We start from the raw sequence: 16,814 nt of genomic DNA on the forward strand, positions 1-16,814 counted from the left end.
CTTACCTTACTACCATACACATGCCGCAGACGCTGTCAAAAGCGATAAGGCAATGGGTTGATGCACCTCACGAATCTCAGTTAATCTGCCTCAGGCTGGTTTGAATTTACCCGCTGCGGCAGTAGACTGCCGGGAGGCCAGGGTTGCCCGGCGGCACAGCGCGTTGCCGGGGCCAGCCCGCCTGCTAAAATTGGTCTGACCACTTTTTCCCGGTTGCCGGCCCCTCCGGCAGCCTGTCCGCCTTCCCGGCCGCGGCCGGAATTCTCTGTCAGGAGCATGCATGAAAACTATTGCCACCGCCTCTCTTCCGGAACGCGTCCAGCAACCGGCCTACGATCGCCGCCGGTTGCAGAGCCGTATTGTGCATATCGGTTTCGGCGCGTTTCACCGGGCGCACCAGGCGCTGGTCACTGACCGGCTGCTGAACCAGGAAGGCGGCGACTGGGGGCTGTGTGAAATCAGCCTGCACGGCGGGGCGGATATGATGCGCCGGCTGCGTGAGCAGGATCATCTTTATACGGTGCTGGAGAAAGGGGCGGACGGCAATCAGGCCATCGTGATCGGTGCGGTGCATGAGTCGGTGCACGGCAAGATTGAGGGCGTCCCGGCGGTGCTGGAAAAGCTGGCGGAGCCGCAGGTGGCGATCGTCACGCTCACCATCACTGAGAAGGGGTACTGCATCGAGCCGGGCAGCGGCAAACTCGACCTCAGCCACCCGGCGATTGTTGATGACCTCGCTAACCCCACCGCGCCGACCTCCGTCCCGGCGATTCTGGTGGAGGCGCTGCGCCTGCGCCATGCGCGCAACCTGCCGCCGTTCACCGTGCTCTCCTGTGACAACATCCCGGACAACGGCCACGTGGTGAAAAACTCCCTGATCGGGCTGGCGCAGGCGCGCGACCCGGCGCTGGCGCACTGGATCGCGGAGCATGTCAGCTTCCCGAGCACCATGGTGGACCGCATCGTCCCGGCGGCCACGCCGGAGACGCTGGGGGAGATCGCCGACGCGCTGGGCGGCGTGCAGGATGCCTGCGCCATCGCCTGTGAGCCGTTCCTCCAGTGGGTGATTGAGGATAATTTCGTCGCCGGCCGCCCGGCCTGGGAGCGCGCCGGGGCGCAACTGGTAGAAGACGTGCTGCCGTTTGAGCAGATGAAACTGCGGATGCTGAACGGCAGCCACTCGTTCCTGGCTTACCTCGGCTACCTGGCCGGTTACCAGCACATCAATGAGTGCATGGAAGACCCGGCCTACCGCACCGCCGCCCACCGTCTGATGCTGGATGAACAGGCCCCGACCCTGAGGGTGCGCGACACTGACCTGCCGGGCTACGCCGACCAGCTGATTGCCCGCTACGGCAACCCGGCGCTGAAGCACCGCACCTGGCAGATCGCGATGGACGGCAGCCAGAAACTGCCGCAGCGGATGCTGGACTCGGTGCGCTGGCACCTGGCCAACGGCAGTGATTTTTCTTTGCTGGCGCTGGGCGTCGCGGGCTGGATGCGCTACGTCAGCGGCACCGACGACGCCGGCCAGCCGATTGAGGTAAAAGACCCGATGGTGGCGATCCTGCAACAGACGGTGGCGGCGTCGCCGGAGGATGAGGGGCGCGTCACCGCGCTGCTGGGGCTGAAAGCGATCTTCGGTGAAGACCTGCCGCAGCAGCAGGCGTTTGTCTCGGCCGTGACCCGCGCCTGGCTGAGCCTGCGCGACGTCGGTGCGCGTGCCACCGTGCAACAGTGGGTTAACCGCTGATCCCCTGCGGCCCGGCACCCGCCGGGCCGTTATCCCAGCAGCGCCGATACCCGTTCGCTGACCCGCTGATCGTCACTGTGCGCGATGTTAAACCGCATCGTCTGCCGCCCGCCGCCGAACAGCGTCCCCGGGGCCAGTGCAATCCCTTCCGTGAGTGCCCGCTCTGCCAACGCCTCGGCATCACAGTGCGCAGGCAATTCCGCCCATAAAAACAGCCCCCCGGTATAACGCACCGGAAAGCGGCACCCCGCCGCCTGCAACCAGCCGCCGACCCGCGCAGAGGACTCAGCCAGCCGGCTGACCAGCCGCCGCTGGTGGCGGTAGTAGCTGCCGTCCCGGAAGAACTGGCAGAGCGCCTGTTCGGTAAATTCACAGGTCACGCTGCCGGTCAGGGATTTCAGCTGGGTGATGGCCTGCGTCAGCGCCGGGTTGGCGGCGATATAGCCCACCCGCATATTGGCGCTCAGCAACTTGGAGAAACCGGAGATGTAGCTGGCATTCGCCAGCCCGGCCAGCGCGGCCATCGGCGGCGGCGGGTTCTCCATCAGGTCGTGGTAGAGGTCATCTTCAATCAGGTGGCAGCCATAGCGGCTGAGCAGCGTGATCAGCGCGACCATCTCATCCAGCGAGTAGCTGTGGCCGGTGGGGTTATGCATCAGCCCCGAGGTGATAAAGACCCGGGGACGGTGGGCGATGAGCAGCGCTTCCAGGGCGGCCGGGGTCACCCCCTGGTGGCCGCGCGGCACAAAAACCACATTGGCGCGGTGCTGGCGCAGGTTGGCGGTGAAATTAAAGTAGCAGAGATCGTCGAGCAGGACGGTATCCCCCGGTGACAACTGCACCCGCAACAGCAGATCGATGGCGTTCATGGTGCTGCCGGTCAGGGTGATGTTATCCGCCGGGACCCGCAACCCCGCCTCCGCCAGCTTCAGCTGTAAGGTCTGGCGCAGCGGCAGGTAACCCAGCGGGTGCCCATACTCCATAAAACGCAGGCGCGGGGTGCGCAGCGTGTGGCGCAGCGCCTTGCGGAACAGCCCGGTGTCGAGCCACGCTTCCGGGAAGAAGCCGCAGCCCGGCCGCAGCAAGGTGCTGTTGGTGGCGAACGCCCGCTTTAACCGGGTATGCAGATCCGCCGTGGCGGGGATGGCCGGGGCAACCGGGCCGCCCGGCAGGCTGTCACGGCTGATAAAGTAGCCGCGCCCCGGGGCAGAGGTCACCAGGCCGCGCGCGCGCAGGCGCTCCAGCGCATCCACCACCGTGTACTTGCTCACCGACAGCTGTTCACAAAACTCACGCAGTGAGGGCAGCCGGCTGCCCGGCTCCAGCCTGCCCTCTTCCACCGTCCGGGCAATAAAGTCGACTAACTGGTTGACCTTGGGGACGCCGTCAACCAGCTGAAAACGCATTAAGCTCAGCATAGTTTTCTTTTTCATCCTGATGCTACTGTACCGGTGTTTTCACCAGCCAGGCCGGGCGGGAAATCACCACGCCTTACCTGCCGTTTTCCACCATCATGCCTTATGTTACCGCTCCAGACCTCAGCCAGGGCATTGATTCGTGAAACTTTTAGGTGAAATTTTATCTTATTTCAGCAGACCGCGCCGCGGCTTTCCAGGCCTCTCTTCCAGCTTACTGTTACGGATGTTGTCGGCCATTGTGCTGTTTGCCCTGCTTGGGCAGGCCAACGTCTGGCTGGATGCCACCAACAACATTGTCCTGGCAACAGGCTACCGGCTGCTGCTGATCCTGACTCCCCTGACGCTGCTGCTGTTCGGCCCGTTTGCGCTGCGTGTCACCCTGTTCGCCGCCCTGGCCGGCATTATCCTGCTGGCCGTACCGGCCGGGCCGGGCCTCCAGGCGGTGGCGGTTCTGCTGTTTGGCTATGGCGTTGCCGTGCTGGGCTACATCGTCAAGAAAGAGGCTGCCGCCACCCCGGCCGGGGCCGCCAATAACAAGATTATGCTGAATGTCGGCAGCCTCTGTGCCGGGGTGGTGCTGCTCTACCCCCATTGGCAGCCGCTGCCTTTCTACCTGCTGATGGGCCTGTTCCTGCTGCTCTGCCTGCCCGCGGCCTGGCGTTTTACCCCGTCACCGGCGCTGGCCCCGGCCACCGCCCTGGCGGTGCCGCAGGGCAAGAACGGCCTGTGGGTGCTGGCCGGGCTGATGAACGGGATCAAGTTGTTCGCCGTGTTTTCCATCCTGCCGCAGGCGATCCTGGCCCATCACAGCACGCTGCCCGCCTGGTACGGCGGGATGATTATCCTGAACAGCGCGGTGGTGGCCCTGTTACAGCTGCCGATCATGAAACTGATCGCGCGCAGCGGCAACCGGGCGTTGTGGGTCTCGCTGCTGATCATCCTTGCCGGGCTGGTGCTGCTGGCGATGCCCGGCCTGTTTCAGGTGCATACCTTTGCGGGCGCACTGCTGTGGCTGACGCTGCTCTCCATCGCCGAATGCGGGCTGAGTTACCTCGATTACTGCGCCGCCCGGGATAACGCCTTGCTGATTAAAGAGGTCTCCGTCAGTGCCGGTGCCGGGTTAACGGTATGGGTGATGCGTTATCTGCCTGCGCCCTACAACGCTGAGATCCTCTCGGTTATTGCGATTTTTGCCCTGTTTAGCTGGCTGTGGCTTTATCAACGCCGCCATAAGGAACGTTTTAATGCCCTCAATAACCTTTATGAAAAGTAATACCGAATACCTGTTCCGGGATGTTATTCCGCTGACAGAGTGCCGTGAAAATATGAAGTTTGGGTGTAAAACCGGGAATTGCGGAATATGCCGGGTGAAAATTATTTCCGGCACGGAGAATATCACTCGCCAAACCCCTAAAGAAAAAAGATTATTCAAAGCCCTTAATATTGAAGACCCGTCCATCCGGCTGGCATGCCAATGCCTGATCACCGGCGATGTGACATTATTAGAAAACTATATGGAGTAATATAATGAGCAACCGTATTAAAGACACCTCAATTATTCGTACTGCACCTTTCCTGGATCGTGACCGCAGCCAGGCAGTGAAACGCGAGCTGGATGATTTCCTCGATACCAAAATTATTGAGTGGAATAATACGGTGCCGTCAGCCCGGCACCTGGAAGGCAGCGAGATTAACCAAGCCTATTATCAGCAGACGCTGATTGAGCACTGCTGGCGCATCCGCCTGATGCGCAGCGCGCAATGCAACGCCCTGCATAAGATCTCCCGGTTCAACGCCGAAGCGGCGCAGCTCTATGCCGCCTATCAGGATGAAGAGATACTGCACGACACGCTGTTTATGCAGGATGCCGAAAGCCTGGGGATCACCAAAGAGACGATTTACGCCACCGAGCCGAGTTTTTATACCCGCTTATTAACCGGCTTCCTCTATTACGTGGCGGAACATGAAAAGCCGCTGGGGGTCGTCTGTTATAGCTACCTGGTGGAATACACCACACAGAAAATTACGCCAAAACAGATTAAAGCCCTGTCACGTTCCCTGGGTGATGACAAAATCATCGGCCAGGCGGCCCACCTGAATACCGATCTGGTTGAGGACCACACCCAGGATATGTGGGATATTCTGAGCAAGCTGATTGACAACGATCAGGATATTGCGGACGTGAAGCGTTATTTCTCTGAAATTCAGGAATTGCTGAAAATGTTTTTTGTTGAATTACACCAGAACACCCTGACAGCCTGACCCGGAAAGACCAGGAGGAGAAATAAAGGTGAAAAAGGCGATTCTTATTTTATCCCATCAGCTGCTTTCCATGGTTGACCCCCTTAAACATCGCCTGATGCAGGGTGGTTATGGTTATTTTATTCTCTCCTCCGCCTCTGCCCGGTTGGCGGCCCCTGCCTGGCATGCCGACCCGGAGGATATAAAAATCACGAAGGGGCTGCATTTAACCCAGCAGGATATTGATGCGGTGGTGGCTGACACCGCGCAGACCCATGAGTTTATCGGCTGCATCAGCGTCTGGGACGGCTATCGCGGGCTGATGGCCTATGCCAACCAACGGTTTGGTGCACAGGATATCCGTGAGGAGACGGTGGCCCTGCTGCGTGACAAACTCGCCATGCGCAACCGGCTCTGCCGGGCCGGCCTGTCGCGCGTGTCAGCGCAGGTACTGGATGAGGATATTTACCAGAGCATCACCGAGCCGGAAAAGTACTTTATCAAACCGCGGATCGGGCTGGCGTCCATGGGCACCTTCCCCGCCTCGCAATTAACCTCTTACGCGCAACTCGCGCCGCTCCGGCAGCACGCGGCAAGCGATAAACAGTATGCCGGGGTCTTCCCGCCCGACAATGATTTCATCATTGAAGGGTTGATTAGCGGCACCGAATGCAGCTTTGAGGTCAGCCTCCATCAGGGGCGGCTGGAGGTGCTGGCGGTGCATGAAAAGCTGGAGGTCAGCCAGGCCGCGTTCTCCGTGCTGGAGGGGGCCTGCGTCTGCCCGCCCCGCGCCCTCTCCACCGTGCAACTGGCCGCCGGTACCCGGCTGCTGGAACAGGTGATGGCAACCCTGGGCGTGGAGACCGGCGTTTACCATGTGGAACTGAAATGTGATGCGCAGGATCACTGGGAAGTGATCGAAATCAACCCCCGCATCGGCGGGGCGTACATTGTGGAGAGCACCCGCCTTCACAGCGGGGTCTGCCTGCTGCAACGCTGGCTGGCGCTGATCACCGGCGCGCCGCTGGCGGAGAAAAGCCCTGCGCAGCGCAGCACCTTTTTCCGCGTCTTTTTCGGCCGGCCGGGCAAGACCTTATCCCGCCTTGAGCGCACCCCCACAGGGCCGGCGGCGGTGAAAGATACCCTGTTGTTTAAGCCCCATGACACACTGCCGCAGGTAGAGCGGGAAATTTTCCTGGGCATGGCCTTGTGGGACATCACAGACATGCCACCGGCTGACCAGCCGGCATTCTTCAGCCGCACCCAGGGCTATATCACCACGGAGTATCTGGCATGAAGATTGTCATCCTGCACCGTATTCCGTTTGAGAAGATGCGCTACGACCAGATTCTTGACCACCATGCGCATGAGGTGATCTATTTCTGCCTCTCTGCCCCCCAGGCCCCGCTGCCTGCCGGGGCGACCGTGGTGGTGCTCGGTCAGCCGCATTTTGACGCCGCCTTTTTGATTGAACACCATACACAGCACCTGGCCGGCGCAGACCGGCTGATTGCCCGGTCAGAGTATGATTTGATGGGGGCCGCCAGGTTGCGTGACCATTTCGCGATCCCCGGCGATACCCCCGGCCACATCCTGCCCCTGCGTAACAAGTGGGTGATGCGTTACCGCTGCAAACAACGAGGCATCCGGCAACCGGCATTCTGGCATCCGCTGGCGTTTTTGCAGCTGCCGCCCCAGCCGGGAAAATTCCTGCTTAAACCGCGTGAAGAGGCCTCCAGCAACGGCATTATCACCGGCGACGATGCCGCCATCCGCGAGGCGATCCTGCAACTGGATGACACCGAAAAAATGATGGTGGAGACCTTTATCGACGGCACCGTCTACCACTTCGACGGCTGGCTCGCCAAAGGGAACCCGATCGCGTTTGTCAGCAGTTACTACCTGCGTGACTGCCTGCGCTTTTCGGGCGGCTCGCCACTGGGCTCGGTGCAGACCCCCACGGAACCTGAACACCGGGCGCTGGTCACCCGGACGCTGGCCGCCCTGGGTTACCGCGACGGCAGTTTTCATTTTGAGGCGATACGCGACGCCCGCGGCCGGTTCTGGTTCCTCGAGACGGCAGCGCGCGTCGGGGGCGCGGGCGTGGCGGAAACCTTCCATCTGCGCACCGGGCTGAACCTCTACCATGCCGACCTGCGCTACCAGATTTTCGGCACCCCGCCGGCCACGGTGGAGGCGATCAACCCGCTGTTTTATGGCTGGTTCGTCTACCCGGCGCACCATCTTGATGCCGGGGGTCATGTGCCTTTCTCCGCAGAAAAGTGGGCCGGTTACCTGCTGCATTATCAGCACCACCAGACGGTGAGAACCAAAGGCCCGCTCTCCTACTCCGCCGAATACTCTCCCCTGAGCGGCGTGGTCATGGGCGAACAGCACGATCTTCCGCGGGTGATCGACGCTATTTTCAACGAGTGCAACCTGGTGGAAATAAAATGACAACACCCTGCTTTATCGTGACCGGTTATAACAATGTCAGAATTTATGATGTTGAGAAGATCCGCCTTGAGGCGATCAAACATTTTGATGCCCGTGTCGTGCTGGTGACAGAGAGGAAAAACCCCGGCGATGAACAGATGGCCGATGAGGTGATTGAAGTCTCTTTCCATCCGCCGGAGGGCCAGGCGGGGTTGTCCACCATTCTGCAACGGCTGGCGCAGGCGGGGCTGTCCCCGATCGGCATCCTGCCTTTTTCCGATCGCGGCGTACCGATGGGGGCCAGATTAGCGACCTGTTTCAACCTGCCGGGGGCCACGGTGCATCAGGCGCTGGCCGGGCTGGATAAACGCATCTTCCGCATGCTGGACAGCCGCGCCGCGTCACACCCTGCCGGTTACCGGGTGGTCAGCAGCCTGCGGGTCAATGATGCCGGATCGCTGGTGCAGGAGGTTGACCGGCTCGGCGGCAAAGCCTTTATCAAGCCCGCCCAGGAGGGTAACAGCCGGGGGTGCCGCGTCATCACCCATCGTGACGAGTGCGCTGCCGTCTGGGCTGAGCTGTCGCCTTACCATGCCGGGGGGATCATTGTGGAATCCCTGATTGAGGGGGCGTCAGAGTTCAGCTGGGACTACGTCGCCGGCAGGCAGTGGATCACGGAAAAACGGACCACCGACGGGGCTTACCGCGCGGAGTATCAGCAAATTGTGCCGGCCTCTCTCCCTGCAGCTGACCAGGCGATGCTTCAGGCCGCCGGCGATCATATGCGTCACCTGGTATCGGTGGAAAATGGGGCCTGGCACAATGAAATTTTTCTGTTGCCGGGGGAAACCGCCGCCGTGGAAACCAATATGCGCCCGGCCGGGATGCACATCTGGGATCTGGCGCGGCTCAGCTATGAGGATTTTAACCCCTGGCTGCTCTGGCTGCGCTGGGCGACGGAGGGCAAGGCCGACCCGGCACCGCTGAAGCAGCGGGCGTTTTCCGGCATCCGTATGCTGCGCGCCCGGCGCGCCGGGCAGCTCACCCACCTGCCGGACGTGCATGCACTGGCCGGTGAGCAGGGCCTCTCCCTGCATCATGCGCACTTTTCCGTGGCACCGGGCGACACGCTGAGTGACACCCTTCAATGCAACGCCGATTTTATCGGCTTTATCATGCTGAGCCACCCGGACTATGCCCTGTTGGCGCACGGGCTGGATGCGCTGGCAGACGCCATTGAAGCCGCGGTGGGGATTGACTGATGCCTGACCGGCAACCCGGCACCCGCCGGGTTGCCTTTTCCCCGCTGCCCCCGCCTGCCCCTGCCCACGCTCCGGTTTCCCGTCTAAATTTATGTTTAAAAATTTCAGCAAAGAAGAGAAACTAACGTCAGGAAACCGGCGATTTTTCCTTAATTGTTAAACAGTTTTTAAAATATTAACCCCAATGGTAAGCGTCTGTGGGAGCCTTGTGGCCCCTGGGTTACGCTGCCGTTTCGCGTACGGCCTCTCCCGCCACAGGCCGGCCACCCGCCAAAGGAGGCGTTATGACCTGCGTCAATGTGATTACCGGTTTTCTGGGCAGCGGGAAAACCACCACCCTGCGCCATTTGTTGAGCCAGAAACCTGCGCATGAGAACTGGGCCATTCTGGTCAATGAGTTTGGCGAGATTGGGATTGACGGCGCGCTGTTGGCTGACCAGGGCGCGGTGCTGAAAGAGATCCCCGGCGGCTGCATGTGCTGCGTGAACGGGCTGCCGATGCAGATCGGCCTGAATATGCTGCTCAAGCAGAAGCCTGACCGGCTGCTGATCGAGCCGACCGGGCTGGGGCACCCGAAGCAGATCCTCTCCCTGCTGACCTCCGAGACCTACGAGGCGTGGCTGACCGTGCAGGCCACGCTCTGCCTGCTGGATGCGCGCCAGCTGGCGGAACCGCGCTACACGGAGAATGAGAATTTCCGTGACCAGCTGGCCGCCGCCGATGTGATCGTCGCCAATAAACAGGATACCTACCAGCCTGAAGACCGGCAGCGGCTCACCGACTGGGCGGCCGGAGCCGCAGACGGGCGGCCGGTGGTGGCGGTGCAGCAGGGGGCGCTGCCGCTGGAATGGCTGCTGCGCCCGCGCGAAAACCAGCGCGACCTGCCGGACGGCGCGCACCACCATGCTGCGGCCGCTGCCCCGCGTGGGTTGGCCGCCTTAAGCCTGCCGGGCAACCAGCGCTGGCGGCGCGCCCTGAACCAGGGCCAGGGCTACAGCAGCTGCGGCTGGATTTTCGATGACGAGACAGTGTTTGATACCATTCCACTGCTGGAATGGGTGCGGCTGGCCCCGGTGGAGCGCGTTAAAGGGGTGCTGCGCATCGCCGAAGGGACGCTGCGCATTAACCGCCAGGGGCAGGATTTGCAGATCGAGACCCAGCAGGTGGCCCCGGCTGACAGCCGGATTGAGGTAATAAACCCGGGTGAAACGGACTGGAACGCCCTTCAACGCGCATTGTTGAAGATCCGTTTAGACGGTAACGCTTAACGTATCGGCCAAATTGTTCTATTCCTTTTTACATCAGGTCGACAAACAGGTCATCACTGCTATGTGGCGTAAAAATTTACCGGCTATTTTGTTGCTGAATGTGCTGGGCGTGGTGTTATTTCTCTCTTATTACCTGCCTGCGCAACATGGGTTTTGGTTTTCGGTCGATTCGTCGATCTTCTTTTACTTTAACCAGCTTCTGGCTACCAGCCCGGCCTTCCTGAAAGGGGTGGCGGTGACCAATAACCGTTTGTTCGACGGCTGCTCCCTGCTGGCGATGGGGCTGCTCTACTTCAGCTTCTACCGGAAACAGGGCGCAGACGGCCGCCGCCGTTTGCTGGTCACCGGCGTGGTGATGCTGCTGACCGCCGTGGTGCTGAACCAGCTCGGCCACCTGCTGCCGGTCAGCCATGTCAGCCCGTCGCTCTATTTCCCGCACGTTAACCGCGTCAGTGAGCTGACCGGCATCCCGACCAAAGATGCCTCCCGCGACAGTTTCCCCGGCGACCACGGCATGATGCTGATTATTTTTGCCTGCTTTATGGGGCGCTATTTCACGAAAACCGCGTTTGCGCTGGCGCTGGCGATTGTGGTGATCTTCTCCCTGCCGCGCATGATGATTGGCGCGCACTGGTTCAGTGACATTGCTGTTGGGTCACTTTCCGTGGTGCTGGTGGGGCTAAGCTGGTGGCTGCTGACCCCGGCCTGTGACCATTTCATCAGCTGGCTTAACCAACGGCTGCCGCAAAAAAGGAAATAGCCGCGGCCAGCACCGCGGGGCGGGTTCAGAATAAAAGGTTATACATGCGGGGGCCCTGGTGGCCCCCATTTTTATTGTTGTGCCGTTTCACACCGACATAACCTGACAATAAAATGACAGAAAAAAGGATTAGGCCCCGGTTTCTGACAAAAGGTGATTAAAAATAAAACAGGTGATTTTAATTGATTGCTTCCATGACGTTACATCATAAATTCTTATCGGAAATACTTTAAAAGCACTCGCAATCCGTAGGGGGTTACGGTAATCTCGGATTCGCTTATGAGGTTATTCTGTTTTTTCACCTGAAATTTCCTGAAATCTGTGCGTAAAGCCGCATTTTTCAAGCAGGTGAATTGCTCAATACTTCGACGCTCAGTAGTCTCATTTCGTTTGGCACTTTCTTATAGCGACGCCGTCGTTAAGGACATCAAGGGAAAACATTTACAATGGTCAAGTCTCAACCCTTACTGAGATATATCGTGCGGGCGATCCCCGCAGTGGCAATGGCCGTTATGCTCTCGGCCTGTAGTTCGATGAATTCCCAACATGCGCAGACTGAGACGCATGCAGTCAATGACCGGAACGGTTTCCTACTGCAAGCCTCTCAGGATGAGTTTGAAGAGATGGTCCGCAATGTTGACATCAAGTCAAAAATTATGGACCAGTACGCTGACTGGAAAGGCGTGCGTTACCGCTTAGGCGGCACCAGCAAACGCGGCATCGATTGTTCTGCCTTTGTGCAGATGACCTTCCGTGAACAGTTTGGCCTTGACCTGCCGCGCTCCACGTATGAGCAGCAGGATATCGGCAAAGGCATCCAGAAAGGCAAGCTGCGCCCGGGTGACCTGGTCCTGTTCCGCGCCGGCTCCACCGGCCGCCACGTCGGTATCTACCTCGGCAATGACGAGTTCGTGCACGCCTCCACCAGCAGCGGCGTGATGATCTCCAGCCTCAGTGATAACTACTGGAAAAAACGTTATCGCGAAGCCCGCCGCGTCTTAACCGGGCAGACCCACAGCTGACAACCCCTTCCCTTGTTGTTCTCTGTGCCAAACGAATAAAAGAGCGCCCTCCCCGGAGGGCGCTCTTTTATTTGCGGGCCGGCGCGTAACCCCGGGAAAATAGCCGCCGTCGCCCGGTAGGGGTCAGTTATACTGTTACCATCTCTGGCGACCGGTAAAGGACACTCCCCTATGCGGCTGAAAACGGCATTAATGCATACCGTTTTGCCCAAGCGACGTTATTTGCAACGCAGCCTTCTTTTCGCCTCGCTTTTTTTTCTGTTATTTAACGCTGTCACCCTGTGGCTTATTTACCAGGCCAATGAACACCGCCAGCAGCGCCTTATTGATAACCTGGTGAGCTTTTCCACGCGTTATTTACAGGATTTGCAAAAAAACATGGCAGACCTGACGACGCTGACCCAGTTCCCCTGCTCCCTCGCCCAGGCCACGCTGACGCAGAATGCTGCCTTTACGCGCGGCGTGCGTACCTATTTGCTGGTCAATAACGGTGTGGCCTACTGCTCCTCCGCCACCGGTGAGATGGAAAAGCCGCTGGCGTCCATCTACCCGGAACTGCAGGCCAGCCAGCCGGAGGATATGGTGCTTCAGCAAGGCACCTATATGGTGCCGGAGAAGCCGGCCGTCGCCGTCTGGATCGCGGCCCCGTCCCAGCCGCAGACCGGCGTGCTGGCCACACTCGACATCAATTTCGGCGCTTACCTGCTGTTCACCCAGGCACAGGGGCAGGAGGAGACCGGCGGGCTGGCACTGATTATCGGCCCCCATGCGCTGACCACCCGCCACGACGTGGTGCAGGCAGCCGCAGACCTGCCGCGCGCCGGGTCGCGTGACATCCCGCTGCCCAACTCGCCGATTGTGCTGCGGCTCTATGGGGTCAGCCTTGGGCTGGGTGATGTGCAGATCAGCGTGCTGGCCGGGCTGCTGCTCTCCTCGCTGGTGGGTGCCCTGAGTTACTACCTGATGCGGGTGCGCCACAGTGCGGACCACGAAATGCTGGAGGGGATGCGGCGGCGGCAGTTCCATATGGCGTACCAGCCGGTGATCGACACCCGCTCGCAACAGGTGGCGGGGGTCGAGGCGCTGATGCGCTGGCAGCACCCGCGCGAGGGGAATATTCCCCCAGATGTGTTTATCAGTTATGCCGAGGCGCAGGGGCTGATTGTGCTGCTGACCCGCCACCTGTTCGGGCTGATTGCGCAGGATGCGCCGCTGCTGCGCGAGGTGCTGCCGGTGGGGGCCAAGCTGGCGGTGAACCTCTCCCCCAGCCACCTTACCGACCCGGATTTCGAGCGCGACGTTGAGCACTTTATCAGCTGCTTACCGCCGGGCTATTTTAATGTGGTGTTTGAGATCACGGAGCGCGGCATGGTGGAAACCGCAGATGCGCTGGAGAAGTTTGACTGGTTGCGCCGCCAGGGCATCGAAATCGCCATTGATGATTTCGGCACCGGCCACAGCGCGCTGATCTACCTGGAGAAGTTCCATCTCGACTTTTTGAAGATCGACCGGGGGTTTGTGACCACCATCGGCCGCCAGACGGTAACCGCGCCGGTGCTGGACACCGTGCTGAACCTGACGCGCGAGCTGGGGCTGAAAACAGTGGCAGAAGGGGTAGAGACGCCGCAGCAGGCGCACTATCTGCGCGAGCATGGCGTCACTTACTTACAGGGTTATCTTTACAGCCGCCCGCTGACGGCGGCCGGGCTGAAGGAGTTTGTCACCCATTATCATCCCTGACGCCGGGGATACGCCGCGCAGGCGTCAGAACGGATAGAGGGCTTTGAGTGAGTCGGCAATCGCCGCGCCGACGTTTTTCAGCCGGCACAAGGTGGCCCCTTCATGGCAGCCCTCCACAAACAGGCACGGCTCCCCTTCCCACTCCAGCACGGAAGAGTCCACCTGGATCTCAGCCAGCGTCAGGCGCAGCTTTTCCATAATCTGCCAGGCGCTGTCACCGTCATGGCTCAGCAGCTGCAGCCCGATCAGGTTACTTTCATCGCCCATGACTGCCGGCACCGGCTCGACCTGAACGCCGGTCAAACCTGATGACCAGCGGTAGTGTTGTGGCAAACGATGTACCACCGAAAATTGGATGTTATCCACGTCCGAACCCCAGAGAAACATGTTATCACCCGGTACAGCGCAGTCGGTGCCTGCCCCCGGGGCCTGTTGGCCACTATTCACATTCCGGGTGAAGCGCGCCATGCGCTGCGGTTGGTCTGGTGCTGCTCAGGCAGTGCGTTTGACCGCGCCCCTGAGTCATGAGAGCCAGATCTCATTTTGGCCTATTTGTAACCCTTTACCCGCTGTATCTCAACCATTTTAATTCAATCTGATTACTTTTTACCCCTTATATTTTTACAAATATGAAACAAATAACACAAAAACTGACAATTACGCCCTGTAACTAACTGATTTAGCAAGTGAACTCTGAGAAGGCGATAAGCAGGCGGGAGCCGGTAAAAAAAATGCGGGCAGATTCAGACGGGGGCACAAAGTAGAAGCGGTTACACCAGAAAAACCGGGGCGGGTGCCCCGGTAAGTACAGGCCTCAGGCCGCCGGTTGCACGGCGCTTTTGGCCGGGCGGCTGGCATAGAGGTAGAGCAGCATGGCAGCAGTGATACAGAATGCCATCGCCGAGACCATCGGCCAGGCGCTGTGTGCCGGGAGCACAGAGAGCACCGAACCGACCAGCGCGCCGGTGCCGAAGCGCAGCGTACCGGCCAGCGAGGCCGCCGTACCCGCCATGTGCGGGAAGTCGTCCATGATCACTGCCATCGCGTTGGAGGTGACCATCGCGATGCAGCCGACGTAGCCCGCCACGCCGGCCACCAGCGCCCAGAAGCCCAGCCCGAGGGCGGTCGAGGCCAGCAGCCACAGCCCCATCACAAACTGGATGGTCAGGCCGAGGCGGAACATCTTCATCGAACCGGTACGACGGACGTTGCGGCTGTTGAACACCGTCAGCACCACCATCACCACCACGTTCAGCGCGAAATAGAAGCCGAAGTGCTGGGTGGAGACGCCGTTGAGATCAATGTAGACAAACGGCCCGCAGCTCAGGAAAGAGAACATGCCGCCAAAGGAGAAGCCGCTGGCCAGCATATAGCTGAAGACCCGTTTGTGGCGGAACAACGAGGCGAAGTTCCCCACGGTGGTGCGCAGGTGGAACTTCTGCCGCCGTTCTTTCGGCAACGTCTCGCGGATAAACAGCATCACCAGCACCGCAGCCACCAGCGCCGCCCCGGCCATGCTCCAGAAGATGGCGTGCCAGCTGAACAGCACCATCAGCCCGCCGCCCATCATCGGGGCCAGCAGCGGCGCGACCGTCATCACCAGCACCACAAAGGACATCATGCGTGAGAATTCATCCTTGGTGAACATGTCACGCATCAGGGCGTTGATCACCACACTGGCTGCCGCAGCGGACAGGCCATGCAGGAAACGCATATGCACCAGCTGGTCAACCGATTGCGCCATGGCGCAGGCCGCGCCCGCCAGGGCAAATACCAGCGTGCCGCCGAGGATCACCGGCTTGCGGCCGAGGCTGTCGGCCATCGGGCCGTAGAACATCTGGCCGATGGCGAAGCCCAGCACATAGGCGCTCAGCGTCATCTGCACGCTGCCGCCGGACACGCCAAACTCTTTGGCAATCACCGGCATACTCGGCAGGTACATGTCGATCGCCAGCGGCATCAACATGGATAACAGCCCCAGAATGAACACCAGCCCGGTATGGGATGTGCGTGTTTCTTGCACGTTTACAGCTCCTGTCATGAAAAAAAACGCCTGCCGGATGCAGGCGTAACACGGGACAATCAGCGCGGCACCGCGACGCTGGCAATCTCTTCCGCCGTCAGCGGGCGGTATTCACCCGGTTCCAGATCGTCATCCAGGGCGATGGCACCGATGCGCTCACGGTGCAGGGCCACGACCCGGTTGCCCACGGCGGCAAACATGCGTTTGACCTGGTGGTAACGCCCTTCACGGATGGTCAGGCGCACCAGGGTGGGTTCGATCTGCTCCAGCTGGGCCGGCAGGGTGAGATCTTTCTCGTTGTGCAGCTGCACCCCGTCCAGAAATTGCTGCGGCGTCTCCGGTGAGAGCGGCTGTTCCAGCGTCACCAGGTAGGTTTTCTCACAGTGGTGCTTCGGCGAGGTGATGCGGTGTGACCACTGGCCGTCGTCGGTCATCAGCACCAGCCCGGTGGTGTCGATGTCCAGCCGCCCGGCCGCGTGCAGCTTGTAGGCCACCGGCTCTTCCAGGAAGTAGAGCACTGTCGGGTGATCCGGATCATCCGTGGAGCAGACGTAGCCCTGCGGCTTGTTCAGCATGAAGTAACGTGGGCCGTTCTGCTGCTCCAGTACGTTGCCGTCAAACTTCACCACGTTTTCCGGGGTCAGTTTCAGCGCACCGGTTTTGACGATTTCGTCATCTACCGTTACCCGTTTGTTGCGCAGCTCACGCAGCACCAGCGCCCGGCTGACGCCCAGTTGCTGAGATAAAAACTTGTCCAGTCGCATTAAATCTTTTTAGCCTTTTGAGGAGTGCCGCCGCCCGCCTGCACCGGTTGGGCAGAGGCTGACGCCGTCATACAGAGTGGCCTTTCCCGCCGGATGCGCGAAAAGGCGATATGAACCCGCCAGTATA

General features: G+C 60.2%; 15 protein-coding genes. 11 read left to right on the top strand and 4 right to left on the bottom strand.

Annotated features, from left to right (window positions below; translation table 11 throughout):
• The first annotated feature begins 280 nt into the window (after positions 1 to 280).
• The gene (locus CYR32_RS16610) at positions 281 to 1,753 is read left to right on the top strand and encodes a mannitol dehydrogenase family protein (RefSeq protein ID WP_101826265.1); all 1,473 of its coding nucleotides are present in this window, start codon (positions 281 to 283) and stop codon (positions 1,751 to 1,753) included.
• A gap of 29 nt (positions 1,754 to 1,782) precedes the next feature.
• Here CYR32_RS16610 and CYR32_RS16615 read toward each other — a convergent pair whose 3' ends face one another.
• Positions 1,783 to 3,186: an aminotransferase-like domain-containing protein gene (locus CYR32_RS16615; RefSeq protein ID WP_241523840.1), complete on the bottom strand. Its 1,404-nt coding sequence runs from the start codon at positions 3,184 to 3,186 to the stop codon at positions 1,783 to 1,785.
• A gap of 208 nt (positions 3,187 to 3,394) precedes the next feature.
• On the opposite strand from CYR32_RS16615, the gene CYR32_RS16620 reads away from it, so the two are divergent.
• The 10 genes from CYR32_RS16620 (at position 3,395) to CYR32_RS16665 (ending at position 13,900) form a co-directional block, all read left to right on the top strand.
• Positions 3,395 to 4,444, top strand: coding sequence for a hypothetical protein (locus CYR32_RS16620; protein WP_241523841.1), 1,050 nt, complete (start codon positions 3,395 to 3,397; stop codon positions 4,442 to 4,444).
• Positions 4,416 to 4,694, top strand: a complete 279-nt coding sequence (locus tag CYR32_RS16625; protein WP_101826266.1) for a 2Fe-2S iron-sulfur cluster-binding protein — start codon at positions 4,416 to 4,418, stop codon at positions 4,692 to 4,694. The genes CYR32_RS16620 and CYR32_RS16625 overlap by 29 nt, the downstream gene beginning before the upstream one ends.
• Before the next feature lie 4 nt (positions 4,695 to 4,698).
• Positions 4,699 to 5,433 (top strand): iron-containing redox enzyme family protein, encoded by a 735-nt coding sequence (locus CYR32_RS16630; RefSeq protein WP_101826267.1) that lies wholly within the window; start codon positions 4,699 to 4,701, stop codon positions 5,431 to 5,433.
• 70 nt (positions 5,434 to 5,503) lie between these two features.
• A complete protein-coding gene (locus CYR32_RS16635) occupies positions 5,504 to 6,709 on the top strand; it encodes an ATP-grasp domain-containing protein (RefSeq protein WP_241523842.1) in 1,206 nt (401 codons plus the stop codon).
• Positions 6,706 to 7,869: an ATP-grasp domain-containing protein gene (locus CYR32_RS16640; RefSeq protein ID WP_101826269.1), complete on the top strand. Its 1,164-nt coding sequence runs from the start codon at positions 6,706 to 6,708 to the stop codon at positions 7,867 to 7,869. The genes CYR32_RS16635 and CYR32_RS16640 overlap by 4 nt, the downstream gene beginning before the upstream one ends.
• A complete protein-coding gene (locus CYR32_RS16645) occupies positions 7,866 to 9,110 on the top strand; it encodes a biotin carboxylase (RefSeq protein ID WP_101826270.1) in 1,245 nt (414 codons plus the stop codon). Before CYR32_RS16640 ends, CYR32_RS16645 begins: the two co-directional genes overlap by 4 nt.
• Before the next feature lie 284 nt (positions 9,111 to 9,394).
• Positions 9,395 to 10,378 (top strand): CobW family GTP-binding protein, encoded by a 984-nt coding sequence (locus CYR32_RS16650; RefSeq protein ID WP_101826271.1) that lies wholly within the window; start codon positions 9,395 to 9,397, stop codon positions 10,376 to 10,378.
• A gap of 61 nt (positions 10,379 to 10,439) precedes the next feature.
• The gene (locus CYR32_RS16655) at positions 10,440 to 11,138 is read left to right on the top strand and encodes a phosphatase PAP2 family protein (protein WP_101826284.1); all 699 of its coding nucleotides are present in this window, start codon (positions 10,440 to 10,442) and stop codon (positions 11,136 to 11,138) included.
• A gap of 446 nt (positions 11,139 to 11,584) precedes the next feature.
• Positions 11,585 to 12,160 (top strand): bifunctional murein DD-endopeptidase/murein LD-carboxypeptidase, encoded by a 576-nt coding sequence (gene mepS, locus CYR32_RS16660; RefSeq protein ID WP_101826272.1) that lies wholly within the window; start codon positions 11,585 to 11,587, stop codon positions 12,158 to 12,160.
• Between the two features lie 192 nt (positions 12,161 to 12,352).
• Positions 12,353 to 13,900, top strand: a complete 1,548-nt coding sequence (locus tag CYR32_RS16665; protein WP_241523844.1) for a cyclic di-GMP phosphodiesterase — start codon at positions 12,353 to 12,355, stop codon at positions 13,898 to 13,900.
• A 24-nt stretch (positions 13,901 to 13,924) separates the two neighbouring features.
• Here the strand turns inward: CYR32_RS16665 and CYR32_RS16670 are convergent, their stop codons facing one another.
• From CYR32_RS16670 to rsuA, 3 genes are all read right to left on the bottom strand, one after another.
• On the bottom strand, positions 13,925 to 14,266 hold the full coding sequence (locus CYR32_RS16670) for a YejG family protein (protein ID WP_101826285.1): 342 nt from the start codon (positions 14,264 to 14,266) through the stop codon (positions 13,925 to 13,927).
• A gap of 448 nt (positions 14,267 to 14,714) precedes the next feature.
• Complete coding sequence (locus CYR32_RS16675) at positions 14,715 to 15,923, bottom strand: Bcr/CflA family multidrug efflux MFS transporter (protein ID WP_101826274.1); 1,209 nt, start codon at positions 15,921 to 15,923, stop codon at positions 14,715 to 14,717.
• 59 nt (positions 15,924 to 15,982) lie between these two features.
• Positions 15,983 to 16,687 carry a 16S rRNA pseudouridine(516) synthase RsuA gene (gene rsuA / locus CYR32_RS16680; RefSeq protein WP_101826275.1) on the bottom strand — a complete coding sequence of 235 codons (705 nt, stop codon included), beginning with the start codon at positions 16,685 to 16,687 and terminating at the stop codon, positions 15,983 to 15,985.
• Positions 16,688 to 16,814 lie beyond the last annotated feature (127 nt).

Source organism: Chimaeribacter coloradensis (assembly GCF_002858715.1).
Classification (GTDB): domain Bacteria; phylum Pseudomonadota; class Gammaproteobacteria; order Enterobacterales; family Enterobacteriaceae; genus Chimaeribacter; species Chimaeribacter coloradensis.